The sequence below is a fragment of the uncultured Aquimarina sp. genome (genome assembly GCF_947496855.1).
In the GTDB taxonomy this organism is placed as follows: domain Bacteria; phylum Bacteroidota; class Bacteroidia; order Flavobacteriales; family Flavobacteriaceae; genus Aquimarina.
In genome coordinates, this window is the sequence record NZ_CANMED010000001.1 from 988,493 (window position 1) to 1,006,059 (window position 17,567).

Annotated in this window: 16 protein-coding genes; 3 read left to right on the top strand and 13 right to left on the bottom strand. The window is 33.9% G+C overall.

Annotated features, from left to right (window positions below; genetic code table 11):
- Positions 1 to 5 precede the first annotated feature (5 nt).
- The 5 genes from Q0921_RS04395 to Q0921_RS04415 form a co-directional block, all read right to left on the bottom strand.
- Positions 6 to 1,058 (bottom strand): phosphotransferase family protein, encoded by a 1,053-nt coding sequence (locus Q0921_RS04395; RefSeq protein WP_299253843.1) that lies wholly within the window; start codon positions 1,056 to 1,058, stop codon positions 6 to 8.
- Between the two features lie 50 nt (positions 1,059 to 1,108).
- Complete coding sequence (locus Q0921_RS04400; protein WP_299253846.1) at positions 1,109 to 2,323, bottom strand: acyl-CoA dehydrogenase family protein; 1,215 nt, start codon at positions 2,321 to 2,323, stop codon at positions 1,109 to 1,111.
- A gap of 70 nt (positions 2,324 to 2,393) precedes the next feature.
- Complete coding sequence (locus Q0921_RS04405; protein WP_299253849.1) at positions 2,394 to 3,170, bottom strand: SDR family NAD(P)-dependent oxidoreductase; 777 nt, start codon at positions 3,168 to 3,170, stop codon at positions 2,394 to 2,396.
- A 64-nt stretch (positions 3,171 to 3,234) separates the two neighbouring features.
- A complete protein-coding gene (locus Q0921_RS04410; protein ID WP_299253852.1) occupies positions 3,235 to 5,049 on the bottom strand; it encodes an acyl-CoA dehydrogenase in 1,815 nt (604 codons plus the stop codon).
- A 221-nt stretch (positions 5,050 to 5,270) separates the two neighbouring features.
- On the bottom strand, positions 5,271 to 5,855 hold the full coding sequence (locus Q0921_RS04415; protein WP_299253855.1) for a Crp/Fnr family transcriptional regulator: 585 nt from the start codon (positions 5,853 to 5,855) through the stop codon (positions 5,271 to 5,273).
- A gap of 798 nt (positions 5,856 to 6,653) precedes the next feature.
- On the opposite strand from Q0921_RS04415, the gene Q0921_RS04420 reads away from it, so the two are divergent.
- Positions 6,654 to 6,974, top strand: coding sequence for an Hpt domain-containing protein (locus Q0921_RS04420; protein ID WP_299253858.1), 321 nt, complete (start codon positions 6,654 to 6,656; stop codon positions 6,972 to 6,974).
- 1 nt (position 6,975) lies between these two features.
- Here the strand turns inward: Q0921_RS04420 and Q0921_RS04425 are convergent, their stop codons facing one another.
- Positions 6,976 to 8,145 (bottom strand): response regulator, encoded by a 1,170-nt coding sequence (locus tag Q0921_RS04425; RefSeq protein WP_299253861.1) that lies wholly within the window; start codon positions 8,143 to 8,145, stop codon positions 6,976 to 6,978.
- Positions 8,146 to 8,475: 330 nt separating this feature from the next.
- On the opposite strand from Q0921_RS04425, the gene Q0921_RS04430 reads away from it, so the two are divergent.
- Positions 8,476 to 9,786 (top strand): DEAD/DEAH box helicase, encoded by a 1,311-nt coding sequence (locus Q0921_RS04430; protein ID WP_299253864.1) that lies wholly within the window; start codon positions 8,476 to 8,478, stop codon positions 9,784 to 9,786.
- A 189-nt stretch (positions 9,787 to 9,975) separates the two neighbouring features.
- Here the strand turns inward: Q0921_RS04430 and murA are convergent, their stop codons facing one another.
- The 7 genes from murA to Q0921_RS04465 form a co-directional block, all read right to left on the bottom strand.
- Positions 9,976 to 11,292 (bottom strand): UDP-N-acetylglucosamine 1-carboxyvinyltransferase, encoded by a 1,317-nt coding sequence (murA, locus tag Q0921_RS04435; RefSeq protein WP_299253866.1) that lies wholly within the window; start codon positions 11,290 to 11,292, stop codon positions 9,976 to 9,978.
- Positions 11,293 to 11,324: 32 nt separating this feature from the next.
- Positions 11,325 to 11,999, bottom strand: a complete 675-nt coding sequence (locus Q0921_RS04440; protein WP_299253869.1) for a DUF4290 domain-containing protein — start codon at positions 11,997 to 11,999, stop codon at positions 11,325 to 11,327.
- A 152-nt stretch (positions 12,000 to 12,151) separates the two neighbouring features.
- Positions 12,152 to 12,445 (bottom strand): DUF493 family protein, encoded by a 294-nt coding sequence (locus Q0921_RS04445; protein WP_299253872.1) that lies wholly within the window; start codon positions 12,443 to 12,445, stop codon positions 12,152 to 12,154.
- A gap of 59 nt (positions 12,446 to 12,504) precedes the next feature.
- Positions 12,505 to 13,107, bottom strand: a complete 603-nt coding sequence (locus tag Q0921_RS04450) for an NTP transferase domain-containing protein (protein WP_367183321.1) — start codon at positions 13,105 to 13,107, stop codon at positions 12,505 to 12,507.
- Complete coding sequence (locus tag Q0921_RS04455; RefSeq protein ID WP_299253875.1) at positions 13,100 to 14,170, bottom strand: XdhC family protein; 1,071 nt, start codon at positions 14,168 to 14,170, stop codon at positions 13,100 to 13,102. The genes Q0921_RS04450 and Q0921_RS04455 overlap by 8 nt, the downstream gene beginning before the upstream one ends.
- 3 nt (positions 14,171 to 14,173) lie before the next feature.
- Complete coding sequence (locus Q0921_RS04460) at positions 14,174 to 16,336, bottom strand: molybdopterin cofactor-binding domain-containing protein (protein ID WP_299253878.1); 2,163 nt, start codon at positions 16,334 to 16,336, stop codon at positions 14,174 to 14,176.
- Between the two features lie 20 nt (positions 16,337 to 16,356).
- On the bottom strand, positions 16,357 to 16,818 hold the full coding sequence (locus tag Q0921_RS04465) for a (2Fe-2S)-binding protein (RefSeq protein WP_299253881.1): 462 nt from the start codon (positions 16,816 to 16,818) through the stop codon (positions 16,357 to 16,359).
- 85 nt (positions 16,819 to 16,903) lie between these two features.
- Between Q0921_RS04465 and Q0921_RS04470 the strand changes: the two genes are divergently transcribed.
- Complete coding sequence (locus Q0921_RS04470) at positions 16,904 to 17,554, top strand: ATP-binding protein (protein WP_299253884.1); 651 nt, start codon at positions 16,904 to 16,906, stop codon at positions 17,552 to 17,554.
- Positions 17,555 to 17,567: the final 13 nt, after the last annotated feature.

Consider the following 17,567-nt stretch of genomic DNA (forward strand, 5'->3'; position numbering starts at 1 on the left):
TAATTTTAATCTATTTTCTTGGTCTGAATTGCTTGCCAAGCTAAGTTACAAAGCAATTCTGCTGCTTTGTTTAATTGTGCAAAACGAGGATCTGTAGTTAGTCCTTTATCATATCTATAATAAATCTGTTGCGCAATCACCGCTATTTTAAAAAGCCCAAAAGCATAATAAAATACAAGGTGATCCACATCTCTACCACTTTTCTTTGTGTATAATTCTACAATCTCGCTTCGGCTAGGATTCCCTTGCATAATGGTTGGTGATGGAATTCCTTGTTGAACAAATACATGATCGCTACTCATAGTCCAATACCCTAAAGAAGTTCCTAAATCCATTAATGGATCTCCTAGAGTTGCCATTTCCCAGTCTAACACTGCTATAACTTCTTTCCAACTATCGTCTTTAAAAACTACATTATCATATTTAAAATCGTTATGAACCAAACTATATCTATAGTCTTTAGGCTGATGTTCTTCCATCCATTTCATTACCTTTTCTGCTGCTGGAACATTACCTGTTGCTGCATTGAGGTATTGTTTCCCCCAATTTAGTACTTGTCTTGCTACATATCCTTCTGGCTTACCTAGATCTGATAGACCTACTTTTTTGTAATCTATCTTATGTAATTCTACAAACGTATCTAACCAAGAATCTGCAATGATTTTGAAATCACCTGCAGAAATATTTCTTTTTTTAGCTTCTCGAGCACTCAGAATAATCCCATCTACCTTTTCCATGATATAAAAAGGACAGCCTAGGATACTTTCATCATCTGTAAAAGCATACATTTTTGGGACTTTCGGAAACGTTTTATATACACCTGATTGCACTTTAAACTCACGCCCCATATCATGACCACGTTTAATAGCTCCAAAAGGAGGGCGACGGAGTACATATTCTTTATCTTCTATTTTAATCAAATAGGTAAGATTAGAATAGCCATGTGTATATTGTTCTACTTGCCAACTGCTTTGGTCATTATCTATCAATTCATGCTTATGAAGAAATGATTTTAAAGTTTTCTCGTTTAGCTCTTCGCCTTTGCGTACGTTTTGCATTATTGATGTGGTTGATTAGTACAAAACATTGTATCTAATATTATTATGTATTACTCTGAATATTTTTTAATTACGCTTTTCCCTAACTGGTACATATGCACTTCATCTGGTCCATCCGCCAAGCGCAGCATTCTTGCAGCAACAAAGAAATGTGCTAAAGGAGTGTCTGGTCCTACTCCTTTTCCACCATGTATCTGCATAGCCCTATCAATTACTTTTAATGCCATATTCGGAGCCACTATCTTGATCATTGCGATTAAATCTTTGGATGCTTTATTACCCAACTTATCCATTTTATAAGCTGCAGAAAGTGTTAATAATCTTGCTTGTTCAATATCACATTGTGACTGAGCAATTTCTTGACGGATACTACTATAATCTCTAAATGCCTTTCCAAAAGCAATGCGTTCTGAAGCTCGTTTCGACATTAATTCTAAAGAACGTTGCGCCATCCCTATCAAACGCATACAATGATGAATCCGTCCAGGTCCTAATCGTCCTTGAGCAATTTCGAAACCTCTTCCTTCTCCCAAAATTAAATTCTCTTTTGGCACTCGCACATTGTCTAAAACAATCTCCGCATGTCCCTCTGGAGAGTCATAAAATCCAAACACAGATAAGGGTCGAATAATTTTTAATCCTGGTGTATCCATAGGCACTAATATCATACTTTGCTGTTGATGCCTTAAAGCATTGGGATCTGTTTTACCCATCACAATAGCAATTTTACAATGAGGATTCATTCCTCCAGAAGACCACCATTTTGTTCCATTAATAATATATTCATCGCCATCACTTACAATAGAAGTCTCTATATTCGTAGCATCCGATGAAGCTACATCAGGTTCGGTCATTAAAAAAGCAGATCGAACATCTCCATTCATCAAAGGTTTTAGCCATTTTTCCTGTTGTTCTGGAGATCCATACTTTGCTAATACTTCCATGTTTCCGGTATCGGGAGCACTACAATTGAAGATTTCTGAAGACCATAAAATGCGACCCATTATTTCTGCTAAAGGGGCATATTCTAGATTTGTTAATCCTGGACTTAGATCCCCATAGCTTTTGGGTAAAAACAAATTCCATAATCCAGCTGTTTTTGCTTTTGCCTTTAAGTCTTCCATTCCTGACCAGGCTTTCCATCTATTCTCAGGATTATAGAGAAAGATATTTACCTCTTCTTCTACAGGTAATATATGTTCTTCAAAAAAAACTGTAAGTTTTTTTTGAAGTTTTATAATTTTTTCTGAATACTCAAAATTCATTTTATATGTATCTTATTAGTTTTACTATTTTTCAAATAATAAAGTATTTGTTCTAGTAAATCAAACCTAATTAACCCGCAATCATATACCCTCCATCTGCATTATAAACACTTCCTGTCATATAGGCTCCTGCTTCTGATGCTAATAAACAAACCATACCCGCCATTTCATCAGGCATTCCCATACGCGATGTTGGTAACGTCTTTTCAATTTTATTCAATAACTTTTCGTTTTGCCAAAGTGCAGCGCTAAATTTCGTTTTTATCAAACCTGGACATAGTACATTTGCTCGAATTCCGTATTGACCCCATTCTTTTGCTTGATTTTTAGTAAGCATCAATAAAGCTGCTTTACTAGTGCTATACAACCCTAATCCTGCTCCAGGATGTAACGCCTCTACTGAGGCAATATTAATAATACTACCGCCGCCCCGCTCTTGCATAGAAGGCAAGGTTAGATTGGATAACATCCAAGGTGCTTTTACGTTAACATCCATAATCTTATCAAATACTTCTTCGTCTGCATCTTCAATTGGACCATAAATAGGATTAATTGCTGCATTATTTACTAGTATATCGATTCCTCCATAATATTCGATCGTCTTTTGAACAAGATGTTTCCTCTGATCTGCTTTACCAATATGACAAGCAATACCAACGGCTTCTAATCCAGCTACCTTAAACTCTTTCGCTACTTCATCTACAGCTTCTTGATTTCGGCTGCTAATAACTACTTTAGCGCCATGTTCTGCTAATCCTTGTGCTATAGATTTCCCTATTCCTTTACTTGAACCTGTAACAATAGCTACTTTCCCTTCTAAATTAAATGATTGTTTTATGCTGTTCATTATCGAGTTAATGAATTAATGTTTTAATAATAAAATGTTGAAAAACTAAAAATTATTCAATGAATTAATTAAAAACCTCTTTCTCTTCTGCTATAGTCAATACTTCTTCATCCATAAGAATCTCTGCAAGACCACTAGTTTTAGGTAGTTCATATTTAAAATAGAATTTCATAGCGTGAATCTTGCTCTCGTAAAATTCTTCAGAGTAAGTATTCTTTCCGGTTATGATAGCATTTTTAGCATTTACTGCCATATCCAACCAAATCCAAGCCATTGTAATATTACTAAAGAACTCCATAAAAGGTGTCGCATCAGACAGAAAACGTTCATAATCTGCATTTTTAGCAAAACCAACTAAGAATCCTATTACTTTTTGAGTCAATAATAGTTTTTCTCCTAATGCATTAGCATATCGCCTTAGGTCATCATATTCTGATGCTTGTCGGATCGTTTGCATTATTTCGTTATTTAGTAACTCTAGCGCTTTTCCGTTTTCCATTAGGAGTTTTCTTCCTAATAAATCCTGAGATTGAATACCTGTCGTTCCCTCATAGATAGGAAAAATCCGAATATCTCTATGATACTGTTGTAATATAAAATCCGAACAGAACCCATACCCTCCAAGCACTTGTAACCCGTTAGAAACCGCATGTGCACCCATATCGGATGGATAAGTTTTCACCATAGGGATGATCAGTTCCAATAACAAGCTATATTTTTCTTTTTCGGCTTCGTTCTTCAATGTCTCCTTAAGATCATAATATTTTGAAGCTAATAACACTAAACTTAAGGAACCCTCTGCAATCACTTTCTGTAGTAACAACATTCTGCGCACATCTGGATGATTAATAATCAATGTTTGTCCTTGTTCAGGATCTTTTTTACCTGTACTGGCTAGTTTTCTTCCTTGAGGACGTTCTTTAGCATATTGTAATGAAGCCTGATACGCAGCAGTAGCAATTGCGGCAGCACCTCGCCCAACAGCAATACGAGCACCATTCATCATCAAAAACATATATTTAAGTCCCTGATGTGCTTCTCCTACTAACCAACCTTTACAGTCATCTGCATCTCCAAAACCTAAATGCGTAGTACAATATCCTCGTTGACCCATTTTTTGAAAATCTGCAACAGTCGTTACATCATTAGTTACCAAACCACCGTTTCCATCGGGACGCTTTTTAGGGACTATAAATAAAGAAATTCCCTTTGTTCCTGCTGGTGCACCTTCGATACGAGCTAAAACCAGATGTACAAAATTATCCGCATATTGATGGTCACCACCAGATATAAAAATTTTCTGCCCTAAAATTTTATAAGAACCATCTTCCTGAGGTGTTGCTTTGGTTACCACATCTGATAACGAACTACCGGCTTGCGGCTCTGTTAAACACATAGTTCCTCCCCAATTTCCTGAAAGCATATTTGGAACATAAGTATCGTTTAACTCTTTACTAGCAAAATGAATAATTAGTTCCGCAGCACCAAGGGTTAATCCTACATATCCCGGCAAATGATTATTAGCCGCATCCTGAATAAAAGCAGAAGCTGTATAAATCATCATAGGTAATTGTAATCCTCCTGCTTCATAATCAAAAGTACCAGAAATGAGTCCCATCTCTCCTCCTTTTTTCATCATTACTTCTACCTGTTTATGAACTACTACGCACCCATCCTTATAATAGGCAGGTTTTTCGTCCATTTCTTTAAAATAGGGGAACAATTCTCTATCAGAGAATTCTTTTACTGAATTTAAAAATAAGTTTAATGATTCTTTATCGTGATCTGTAAAACGATCCTGCTGTAATACTTCTTCTAATTGATGAACATCATATAAAAGGTATTTTAGCGTATCTAAATCTATATATTCTTTAGCCATTGTGTGAAATTTTAAGAAGTTGATTGTTAACAACACAATAAATTTCGTGAATATTTAGTAGATTCTAATTAAACTAGTTTAATAAATATTAATTTTAAGATATCCTTTGGTTTTTAAATAAAAAAAACTCTGATATGGGTTCTAAAAATACCTTAAGCATACAAAACCTCTTACTCCCACAAAAGTTTACAAACTAGAAGTAGTAATTAAATCAATAGTAATTACTTCTTACTTAATCTCTTTCGAATTTTAGAAAGCCCCACAGGTGTTAACCCCAAATAAGATGCAATAAGATATTGTGGAACACGCTGAAAAAGTGATGGTCTCTTTTCTAATAACTGTAAATAGCGCTCTTGGTTCGATAAGTTTTTGATTCGATTGATACGCTGGAAATTATTTATAAAAGCTTTTTGCATAGACAATCGCCCAAAACGTTCTAAAGCATGAGAATGATCAAAAACTTTTAAAGCATCTAATTTAGAAATAACATACACTATAGAATCTTCCGTAATTTCTAGATATGATTCTGACTGAATTTCTTCTATATAGGGATAAAGATCTGTAAAGAAAGAGCCACTTGTGTAAAACTCCATAACTCTGGTAATTCCCTCTTCTATGGTATAGAACGTAACACATCCTTGCTTCATAAAATAAAAATCCCGAATGTACTGACCAGGTTGTACCAGAAACTGACCTTTCTTAAAGGTTTTCCTTTTATAAAACTGTAATCCGAACTCCATGTCCGAGTCACTAACCGGAGTAAAGGAGCGTATTTTTTGTTCTAAATCTTTCAAGGTGTCTGGCATGATAACGAAAGAACAAAATATTTAGGTATTGAGCAAGTATGGCAGAAGTTATCCTAGAGATTAAAGTGAAAAAATATATTTCTAAATATGTACGTACAATAGTTTTCGAAACCTTCATCTTATTAATTTTCATTGTGTAAATTTAATCTCTTATACATGATCAAGATAGGTTCTATTAAAAACAGAAAGAGGTTGTTTATGGGAAACAACCTCTTTCACTATTATAAACTACACTAAACAATTTATTATTATTTACGCATCGCATAACTAGATGCACCGGGAAGGTCTTTTAAGAAATCTAAAACATTTTTTAAAATAAGATCAATAGAAGAATAAAGATGATTCATAACTGTGTGATTTTAGGTTTAACTGTAGTAAATATACAAAGTTATTAACATATAATCAACATTATCAGCAAGTTAGTGTTAATAATTTTATATAAACATCATTTTAATCGATTAAAAACACAAATATTGTTAATAAAATTGTTTATAAACATAATTTTCCTACAAAAAATGTTGATAACCTAGATAAAAATGTTAAAAACATCCATTTTGTAAACAAAAAAATGTGGACAACCTCTCTTATCAACATAATTAAGGGAAAAAACACCTTTTTATATTAACTAATAAATTAACAAAACTGAAACGAAATATATTCAATACACACATAATCAAATTATTACATAATTAAAACATATAATTACTGTAAAAAACCTTCTAATTATTGTTGAGAAATAGATTCAAAATATCGTAATTACATGTAAATTTGAAATATCATTAAATACAATAAAAATTTATGGAAGAACCGAATTTATCATTTATCACTAAACTATCTAACGGAGATAAAGCTTTTGAAGAGAAAATTTTTGGGGTTATTAACAAAGAATTCCCGGGGGAAAAAGAAAAATACTTCTTGAGTATAAAGTCTAAAAACTATAAAAAAGCGGCAGAAGATGTTCATAAACTTAAACACAAAATCAGTATTTTGGGTTTACAAAAAAGTTACGATTTAGCAGAGAAATACGAAGATAACCTAAAGAATACATCTGAAGTTTTTAGAGAAGAGTTTGAGAGTATTTTAAAGAACATTACTAAGTATCTTCAAGAAAATCATTAAATCAAGTCTTTAAAACTTTGTTTTTTGCTTTGAAACTATAATGATATGCTATATGTCCAAGTTGCCCCACTATTTTTACAGAATCTTTCATAGATAGCTTAGAGCCATCAGCGTGAATCCATCTTTTTAGAGGCTGTTCGCAGATATAGGAAATAGCTTTTTTCTTACCATAGAATTTACGCATTCTCATAAAAATTTCTACATCAAATAGCCATCGAGTTATAAATTTCTCTTCAAAAAGTTCATTAAAAACCTCTTTGTCCATAATTTTAGCTCCGCACTGAGTATCATTAAAAGACATTCCTAAAATATTCCGGATAATCAAATTAATAGTTTTACTTATAATTTTACGAGCTGATTCTTTGGTTATATCTGCACCCATTCTACTCATTCTGGAGCCACTAACTATTTTAAAATCGGATGTAGCCATTGTCTGAACAAGATCATCAAAATCTTTGAAATCCGTTGATAAATCCGCATCTAAATACCCTATATAATCCAATTGCTTGTCTTGTGCTAAATGTAAAACTCCTTGTCTTACAGCTTCTCCTTTACCTCCATTTTTTTCACAATTATATACACTTATATTATCTTCTCTTCCTTTACTTAGTTCTAATAATACATTTAAGGTATTATCTGTACTACCATCATTAACAAAACACAAGTGATACCCTAAATTACTATTGGTAAAATCTATAAATTCTTTACTAAGTAATCGCTTCTCTTCATTGTAACAAGGTATTACAACTCCAATACAATTTCTTTGTAACATTTTGCCTTTAGAGTCTTCAGAAGGAGATCTTTCATATTTAACTCCTAAAATTCTTCCTATTCTAACGGAAACTTCATTTAGAGATAAAGGCTTTTTCATATAATCATCAATGCCTAAATCAAACCCATCAATAATAGTATCTTCATCGTTATTACCAGAAAGTACCAATATTTTAACATCTGATTTTCTTTCTTCTTTTATGGTCTTTATAACTTCCAATCCGGACATTTCATCCATATTAATATCTACAATAACCAAATCGGGAGCAAAAGATTCGAATAGCGATAAGCCTTCTTTTCCATTATCCGCGCATTTTACTGAATAGCCAAGATCTGTAAGATGCTTTTCCAGAGATAATAAAATTAGTTGTTGATCATCTATCGCTAAAATTCTTTTCATAATTAAACTTTTAAATATTTTAAACAAAATTTGAGCTAATCCTTAGAAAATTAAAAGCCGACTCCGTTAAATAAATATGGAATGAAATGTGTTATAAAGGTATTGAATAATTAAAATTAGGGAATTTTCTCCAAAAAAAACCAACTACAGAGTATAAAGTTTAGAAAAAATGTCATTTTAATACCTTTAGTAATATATACAAATATGAAAATATATCCTATTAAATTTCTTTAAAAACTAAAAAAAGTATTATTATAAAATTTGCAAAACGATTCCCTTCTCTTTAAAATTTTATTGAATTTAAGCACTAATTAACTGTACCTTTGCCGAATGTCAAGTATTATAAAAAATCAGAAACATATATTACAAAAACTAGGGATAGACATGCTTAATCCTATGCAGGAAGAAGCAAAACTAGCGATTTCATCTAGTGATAATGTGGTGTTATTATCTCCTACCGGAACAGGTAAAACTGTTGCTTTTTTGTTACCTATAATTGACGCCTTAGATTCGGATTGTGATGAGATCCAAACTTTGGTTCTGGTGCCATCCAGAGAATTAGCAATACAGATAGAGCAAGTGGCGAGAGATATGGGCACAGGCTATAAGGTGAATGCTGTATATGGAGGTCGATCAGGATCTCAAGATAAATTAGATCTAAGACATCGTCCTGCAATTCTTATTGGAACACCAGGTAGAGTTGCGGATCGTTTACGAAGAGACAGTTTTTCGGTAGATCATATTAATACGATTGTTTTGGACGAGTTTGATAAATCATTAGAAGTAGGTTTTGAATCTGAAATGACAGAGATTATAGAAGCTTTGCCTAATATCCAGAAAAGAGTATTGACCTCAGCAACACAAGAAGTAGCCATTCCTGAATTCGTAGGGTTACAAAACCCAGTACAAATTGATTACCTAGGTGAAGGTTCTTCTCAATTACAGATCAAAACCATTATTTCTGATACTAAGGACAAGCTACCAACACTCGTAAAGGCTCTAAGTCATATTGGTAATCAACCAGGAATTATCTTTTGTAATTACAAAGAATCGATTCAGCGAGTGAGTGACTTTTTAAAAGAGCATAAGATCAATCACGGTTGTTTTTATGGTGGTATGGAGCAAAAAGACAGAGAACGTGCTTTGATCAAGTTTCGTAACGGAACTCACCAGATTATTATAGCAACAGATCTTGCTGCTAGAGGAATTGATGTTCCAGAAATCAAATATATTATTCATTATCATTTACCGCTTAAAAGTCAAGAGTTTACCCATAGAAACGGAAGAACAGCTAGGATGAACGCAGATGGAACTGCTTATATTCTACAATGGAAAAATGAGGAACTCCCAGAATTCATAACAGATCTAGATGAGGAAGTATTAGAAGATGCTTCTATTCCGAAACCGTCGGACTGGGAAACTCTATTTGTTTCTGGAGGAAGAAGGGATAAAATCTCTAAAGGAGATATCGCGGGACTCTTCTTTAAACAAGGGAAACTAGGTAAGGATGAACTAGGGATTATCGAAATCAAACCTGATTGCGCATTTGTAGCTGTAAAAGCTTCTAAAGCAAATAAGGTTATAGAACAAGTAACCAACACAAGGCTTAAGAAAAAGAAGGTACGAGTTTCGGTAATATAAAAACAACCTAGTACTAAAATAGTTTAATCTACATCTCCATTTTAGGAAAAGTTAAGATCTCATTGATTACAAACATTACTTCTTAGCTCTGTTCTAGATGAATACTTATTTAAAAAAAGTAACTCCATAAAAAAGAGGAACCTCGTTTACTTTAGCTCCTCTTTAGATATATAATATAAAATATTGTTGTTAAGACTCTATTCTGATAATTTTTGCTCCAATTGCTCTTAAACGTTCATCTATATTTTCGTATCCACGATCGATTTGTTCGATATTGTGTATCGTAGAAGTTCCTTTTGCACTTAATGCTGCAATCAGTAAAGAGATTCCTGCTCTGATATCTGGAGATACCATAGTTGTAGCTTTTAGCGTAGACTGAAAATTATGACCAATTATAGTAGCTCTATGCGGATCACACAAAATAATTTTTGCCCCCATATCAATTAATTTATCTACAAAGAACAAACGACTCTCGAACATCTTTTGATGTACCATCACTTCGCCTTTTGCTTGTGTTGCCACTACTAAGACAATACTCAACAAATCAGGTGTGAAACCTGGCCAAGGAGCATCTGAAATTGTCATAAATGATCCATCAATATAACTTTCAATCTGATAACCGTCTTTATGTGCAGGAATATAAATATCATCCCCTACACGTTCCAAAGTGATTCCTAGTTTTCTAAATGTATTTGGTATAATTCCTAAATTCTCCCAGCTTACATTCTTAATTGTAATTTCACTTTTGGTCATAGCTGCTAATCCTATCCATGAACCAATCTCGATCATATCTGGCAGTACTCGATGTTCACATCCTCCCAAAGATTCAACTCCTTCGATACTCAATAGATTAGAGCCAACTCCTTCGATTTTACCACCCATAGAGTTAATCATCTTACATAATTGTTGCAAGTATGGTTCACAAGCGGCATTATAGATTGTGGTTTTTCCTTTTGCCAAAGCTGCTGCCATAACAATATTAGCAGTACCAGTAACAGAAGCTTCGTCTAATAACATATGAGTTCCTATCAATCCTTCTGGTGCTTCTACTCCATAAAACCGTTCTTCTTTATTGTATCTAAACTCCGCTCCTAGGTTAATAAAACCTTCGAAATGTGTATCTAATCTACGTCGGCCTATTTTATCTCCTCCAGGACGTGGAATATATCCTTTACCAAATCTTCCAAGTAATGGTCCTACAATCATTATCGATCCTCTAAGTCCACTACCCTCTTGCTTAAACTGTTCACTTTCCAGATACGCTAAGTTAAGCTCATCACTTTTGAAGGTATACTTACCTTTTCCAAGCTTTTGAATTTTGACTCCAAGATTTCTAAGAATCTCGATCAATTTATTAACATCTCTAATATCAGGAATATTAGAAATCGTTACTTTTTCTGGGGTTAGTAATACAGCACAAAGAATCTGTAAGGCTTCATTTTTAGCTCCTTGAGGGGTAATCTCTCCTTTGAGCTGATGTCCGCCTTCTATCTGAAAAGTACTCATAAAAGTTGAATGGTTATAGGTGTTGGTATTTGTTAATAACGTTTTTTACCACGATTGTTTCCTCCGCTTCTAAAATTCTTTTTTCCAGAATTATTAGTGCGATAGTTTTTTTTCTTACCTCTCATTAAATCTGAAGGTGAACTAAGATCTTCCTCACTATCTCTTAAATCAATTTTACCATCACTTAATTCTAAAAGATGCTTAAATATTGCCGAATCATCTACTACATCTTTATTCCAATTCAGGTAGCACTTCTTCATATGATTAGCAATGGTGAAGGTCAATGCTGTTTTTAGATCTCCCTCTTCCCAACTAATAGCTACGTCGATCATTCTCTTGATATTGTTACCATAGTAACGATATTTCGGAAAATTCTGAGGATATTCTAATGGCTCTGGCCTTTCTTCCAGCTTCTCTTTAGTAAGGATAGGATATGGAGCTTCTACATCTAATTTAAAATCACTAATAATAAATAGTTGATCCCACAATTTATGCTGAAAATCTGGCACATCCCTAAGATGAGGTTGTAGATTTCCCATTACCGCAATAATTGCTTTTGCTACTTTATTTCTTTCTTCTTTATCCTCTATAGCCACAGCTTGATCAATCATTTTCTGCAAATGACGACCATACTCTGGTATAATAAGCTGTTCGCGTTCTGTATTATATTCTAAATTATTAATCTCCGTATGATTGTTAACGTCCATAAAATGTATAGTAGTATGAGCTTTTCTAAAAAGGAATGGTAAGTTATAAAATAGACTTTCTAAAGTGTAGACTTTTCAGTTGCTCATTAATTGGTTTGCAAAATACTAAAATAAAATCAGTATGCTTATTTAAGTGTGTAAAAATATTTTGGTTATAAAGAAATAACCCCTTCTACTTTTTCCGCAACCTCTTTATACTTGATAATAACGTGATCCGGATTTTTCATCCGTACATTGACAGATACACTTGTATATTTACCATTTTTAGATTGTTTGGTTGTAATTACAGCACCAAGGTTATCAAAAATCCCTTCTATTTGACTCACTTTATCAGAATCAGTAGGAACTATAAATTTATATAAATAAGCAGTCGGCCACAATGCTGTATCTGCCAATTGTACTTTTAATTTTTTATAAAATTCTTCAGATTTAGAAGCATCACTCATGTATCACAAAATTTTTAACAAAGATACGTCTTCTCATTAACATATCGGAATGCTTTTACTTACTGTTTAACCCTTTCTAATAATGCTTTATACTGTTCTTTTGTATCAATATCATCAGTTTTATCCTTTCCATCAATATTAATTATATGGCTCTCATACTTTTTTATAATCTGTCTGGCTCCATAATCTTCCTTTAGCAATAACAGTTCTTTAAAATAATGCCTGGCGAATATAGCAGGAACACCGATTCTATCCTTCATTGATGTAGCAATAATAGCATCTTGATTTTCATTAAATTTCGAAATCAAGTTATTTAAATGCTCTTCATCAATTAACGGTTGATCAACCAAAGTAATCAGTACCCCTTCAAAGTTTTCTTTGTACTTAAGAATTTGTTGTATTCCAAAACTAATGGATGCCCCCATTCCTAATTCCCAGTTCTTATTATGAAGGATTACTACAGGAAAATGTTTGATTTCTTTTAGAATTATTTCAAAATGAGCTCCCAAAACAATAAGAGTCTCTAAGTTTTTTAATTTTAGTGATTTTTCAATCTCATTAGCAATTAACGAAGTGTTTTTCCACGGTAATAACTGCTTTGGACTTCCTAAACGACTAGAAGATCCTGCTGCCAGAATGATATGTGCAATTTTCTTAGTGATTGTTTACAATAGTATCTACTGTTTCCTTTTGAGTATTTCCATGAATTCCACCTGCTTTCTCTTGTAATGGAATAGGTTTCTGATTACGGACTACTGATAAAATTTCAGCAATAATAGAAATAGCTATTTCCTGTGGTGTTTCTGCTCCTAAATTTAATCCAGCTGGTCCATGAATGCAATCCATAAACTCATCTGTTACATCTGGAGAATATTCAATAAAGGCAGAAAGCAACTTTTCTCGTCTTCTGGAAGGTCCTAATAAACCTATATAAATCGGTTGCGTATCTTTTATTGCCTGTAAATACATTAAATCTTTAGCAAAATTATGAGTCATTAAGATAATTGCGGTTTGTTTATCTATCTTGTCTATGACCAAATTTTCTGGAGATTGATTCCATACTTTTTGAGCTCCAGGAAAGTCAGACAACGTTTTTGGGCTTTTGGGAGTATTCACCACTTCTACTTCCCATCCTGTTGCGTTAGCAATAATACTTAATTGTTTAGCATCGTGTTCTGATCCTATAATAATTAATCGAAAACAAGGCTGCATTTCACGATCAAAACAGTCTAAAGCAGTATCTTGTTTCAAATTACTCGCCTCAAAATTATCCGAAAATCTAAATTCCTGAGTTTCTCCAAACGAAACTATTGATCCCATTGAAAAATCACTTCCGTATTCTTTTTTAAAATAAGACTTAATCTCAAATGGTTTTCGTGAAACTAAATATTGCTGCACATTACTAATGGTATCAAAACTTATAGAAAAAGGTTCTATTAATATAAATAAGATTCCTTCGCAGCCTAAACGATATCGGCCATTGTAGGTCATCATCTTTGCTCTGCCTGTGATAAAAACCGATTGCGACTGTCTTAATACTTCTTTTTCCACACAACCGCCACTCACAGCCCCAGTCATTTGACCATTTTCCAAAATAAGCATTCCTACTCCAGGTCGTCGGTACGACGAGCCGTCAATATCAACTACTGTTGCAATGACGGCTCGAATTCCCTTCTGACTCGCTTTATGATATGATGCTATTATCTCTTTAAACTCGTGTGTCATATATTATCCTAACACTGCTTTGTTTTCCATATTCTTAACAAAGGGTTGTTTTGTCAATCTCACTCCTTTTGCTGCTTTGATAGCATTGGCTACTGCTGCTCCTGCTGGTGGCAGTGTAGGCTCTCCTAATCCTGTAGGAGCAATATCACTCTCGATAAAATGCGTTTCTACAATAGGAGTCTCATTCATTCGTATCAAACGGTAGGTATCAAAATTAGTGTCCTGAGGTTCTCCATCTTTAAAAGAGAAATCTCCATACATAGCGTGACCTATTCCATCAATCACACCACCTTCTATCTGATTTTTAGCCCCTAATGGATTCACTACAATTCCGCAATCAACCACACAGGTAACTTTTTTTACTACAGGTTGATCATCTACTAATACTACATCTGCTACTTCAGCAACGTGGGTATTATGACAATAATAGGAGCTAAATCCTTGGTATACGCCTTCAGGTTTCTTACCCCATTCGGATTTTTCAATTGCTGTTTTAATTACTTTTTCTAGACGTTCCGGGGAATATTGTATTCGTTCATCTGTATTTCCTTTGACCTTTTGTAACAAATCCAAGCGCAATTGAATATTATCCACTTCCATTAACTCTGCAAGATCATCAAAAAAGCTTTGTTCTGCGAAAGCTAGGAAATTTGTGTACGGGGCTCTCCAAGCGCCAATAGTTATATTACTATCGTATTTTGCTACATCTACCTGGTAGTTCTCTACAGCACCTGCTGGAAAGAAGTTTGGAATCAGTCCATACATATTAGAATTAACCGCAGCTTCTTTTAAATGATACCCTGTTAACTTACCATCTTTGATCGCTGCACTAATTTTATATTTAATCGCAGGTCTATAAATTCCTGCAGACATATCATCTTCTCGAGAATACACAACCTTAACCGGTTTTTTGGAGATACTAGAAATTTCTGCAGCTTCTAAGGCGAAATCACCGTATAACCTCCTACCGAAACCACCTCCCATTCTAGTCATTTCTACCGAAACTTCCTCTGGTTTTCTATCCAAAAGTGACGCAACTCTTCTGGCCGTACCTGCTGGTGTTTGTATCGGTCCTACCAATCTAACTTTGTCATCAGTAACATGAGCAAAGAAATTCATAGGCTCCATGCAATTATGTGGAAGAAAAGGAGACTCATATACTCTTTCCAGCACTTTATCTGCTGCCGCGAATGCCTTTTTGACATCACCATCAGCACGCATTGTATCGAACTCTTTACCGTTTAAAAGGTCAATTAGAGCTTTATCGTGATCTCTCGTGTTTTCGAGTTTAGAATCATCCGTCCACTTGGCTTTTACAATCTTTTTGCCTTTCATTGCTGACCAAGTATTTTCTGCTAATACCGCGATTTTATCACCAAACTTAAAAACATCTATCACACCAATAACCTCTTTAGCCTCTGTAGCATCAAAATCGTGCAACTTTTTTCCAAAAGCTGGAGGTCTAACTACAGATACATACAGCATGCCTTCTTCTTTATAATCTAAGCCAAATAAAGACTTACCTGTTATAATTTTATCTACATCTACATTATGGATATCTTTCCCTATAATATTAAAATCTTTAGAATCTTTAAGTTTTACACTCTCTGGTACTTTTAAAGATGCTGCTTCTTTTACTACTTCTCCATATCCTAGTGTATCACCATTACCATTTTTTATAACCCCTTTATTTGTAGTACATGTTGAAGGATCTACACCCCATTTTGCAGCCGCTGCATTAACTAACATTTGTTTTGCAGTAGCACCAGTCTGTCGTAAAGGTTCCCAACCTTGTCTTAGTGATTGGCTTCCTCCAGCTACTTGTCGGGTAAAATTTTTGGTATCTAATGCTCCTTGAACTACATGAACATTTTTCCAGTCAACATCTAATTCTTCTGCTATGAGCATAGGCATTGATGTTTTTACACCTTGTCCAATTTCTGGGTTGGGCGAAAAAATAGTTACCATACCATTATCTGCAATTTTAATAAAAGCATTAAAATCGTTAAAGTTCAAATCAGCAATATCTACAATATCTGTAGGAGGAGTAACTTCGGGCTTACAAGCCTGAAACAGGTTAAAACCAATCAAAATTCCTCCACCAGCTAATGCAGATGTTCTTATAAATGACCTTCTACTTACAGAAGGAGTTGTTATTCGTTTCATTTTCGTGGGATTTAAATTGGTTAGCTTATTTTACTTGCTGCTTGTTGTACCGCTTTTTCTATTCTATTATAAGAAGCACATCTACAAATATTACCACTCATAGCATCTCTAATCTCTTCTCTGCTAGGGTTAGAGTTTTGTTCTAGAAAAGCTGCTGCAGTCATGATCTGACCAGCTTGACAATATCCACATTGAGGAACATCGATCTCTTTCCAGGCTTGTTGTACCGGATGGGAAACGTCTTTGGATAAACCTTCGATTGTTTTAATTTCCATTTCTGTAGCAACAGAAACTTTTAACAAACAACTCCTGGTTGCTACTCCATCTGCATGAATAGTACAGGCACCACATTGTCCAATACCGCAACCGAATTTAGTTCCAACCAGATCAAAATGATCTCGTAATACCCATAAAAGAGGCGTATCTTCATCCGCTTCCACAGAAAGCGATTGACCATTTACTTTTAGATTATAAACAGGCATGAGTTTAAATTTTAAGATTTGTATTTAATTAGTCTAAATAAAAGAATAATTACTATTTTGTTATTGAAGTTACTAAAAATACGGATTGACAAATTCAATTTTAACAGAGCTTTATGGTATACTTACCAAAGTATTTTCAAAATCATTTTATAATTCCGAAATTCGCATTAAAATTATTTCTTTGGCAAATCATAAAATAGTTATCACAGGAGGCCCTTCTACAGGAAAAACATCAATCATTAAAGCACTTGAAGAAGATGGTTTCTTTTGTTTTCCTGAATTTATCAGAAGTATTACTCAAGAAGCGAAAAATAATGACGCTATAAACATTGTTTCTAATCCTATCGCTTCTGTTTCCGATCCTTATGATTTCAATACACAATTAATAAATGGAAGGATCAATCAATACAAAGACCCTATCGTTAACAGTAAGGATATTGCTTTTTATGATAGAGGAATACCAGACGTACTAGCATATATGGATCTTTTTAAACAATCTTACGATGCTCCGTTTATAAAAGCATGTAAGGACTTTGTTTATGATAAGGTTTTCCTATTACCTCCTTGGAAGGAAATCTATATATCTGATGCTGAACGTTATGAAAGTTTTGAAGAAGCTCAACAAATTCATCATCATTTATTAGAAACATATACAAAATTTGGATACAATTGTATTGAAGTTCCTTTTGGAAATGTAAAAGAACGCAGTACCTTTATATTACAACATACAAAATAACAATACCGTATTA